1 protein-coding gene is annotated in these 250 nt (G+C 42.8%); it reads right to left on the reverse strand.

The window, feature by feature from the left end; all coding sequences use genetic code 11:
* On the reverse strand, positions 1-244 hold a 244-nt coding region (locus AC0QH1_RS18090), incomplete at its 3' end, for a group II intron maturase-specific domain-containing protein (RefSeq protein WP_324632651.1).
* Between the last annotated feature and the right edge of the window lie 6 nt (positions 245-250).

Consider the following 250-nt stretch of genomic DNA (forward strand, 5'->3'; position numbering starts at 1 on the left):
ATACCCATTGCCGATTCCCTATTGTTTGCCAGTATTTCTTGGCTACCCACTTTCCTGTTTTGTTGGAATGTCTTCGGATTCCCCATTTGGTTAATTTCCAATATAGTAAGCTATCCATCTGAGAAAAGGCTTCCTTGGACACTTGTGTCGAGTAGTAGTTACTCCAACCTTTGATGACCGGGTTGAGGTGTCTTATTAGTCCCTCTTGCGGTGATGCGATGTGGGAGTCTACTATCTCTTTCAGTTTTTT

The sequence above is a fragment of the Phormidium sp. CCY1219 genome (assembly GCF_055795085.1).